The 547-nt window shown below is 32.5% G+C and carries 1 protein-coding gene; it reads left to right on the top strand.

Going from position 1 to position 547, the window contains the following annotated elements; translation table 11 throughout:
• Positions 1 to 69: 69 nt before the first annotated feature.
• Complete coding sequence (locus A6E03_RS06685) at positions 70 to 513, top strand: hypothetical protein (RefSeq protein ID WP_065600476.1); 444 nt, start codon at positions 70 to 72, stop codon at positions 511 to 513.
• Positions 514 to 547 lie beyond the last annotated feature (34 nt).

The raw sequence follows: 547 nt of genomic DNA, 5'->3' as shown, positions 1-547 counted from the left end.
AAATTCAGTTAGGTCTGTATCGTAGCAAACGTGTTATGCAGGCGTTATAAATTTTTTTGGTAAGGTCATATGAAATTTAAGATAGCAAATAAGCTTACAAAGCATAAATATTTAAGTCCAGCTATAGTATTGCTAACTTGGCCGATACTGATATCTATTGGTTCATTTTTGCTTGGAGATTTAATTGATTTAAAGCATTTATCTTATGTTGTTTTATTTTCGGCTATGCCAGCATTTATTAACTATAGAGGGCGCGCTGCTTTTTTGAAATATGCTAGTACTCACTTCATAGAGGTTACTGAAAACGGTTTGATTTCATATGAGCCAGATACCGAGGAAATAATGAAATGGGATAATATTAAGCTTATTAAAGTAAAGCAATCAAGAGGTCAGATTAAATCCATAAAATTAGTTACTCCAAACTCAATGACAGTCGATTTATCAAGGTATGACGATTTGGATGGTCTTTGTTGTGAGCTGAAAAGATTTGTAGAATTGAGTCGATGGAAATAAATTTATAACAATCGCATCAACACGATTTGCTACA

Origin of the sequence: Aliivibrio sp. 1S128 (assembly GCF_001691065.1) — a bacterium.
GTDB lineage: Bacteria > Pseudomonadota > Gammaproteobacteria > Enterobacterales > Vibrionaceae > Aliivibrio.
This window is presented reverse-complemented; position numbering and strand designations above follow the sequence as displayed.

Excerpts from the sequence above, each read along its gene's own strand:
- A6E03_RS06685 (WP_065600476.1), top strand. The coding sequence starts at position 70 with ATGAAATTTAAGATAGCAAATAAGCTTACAAAGCATAAATATTTAAGT.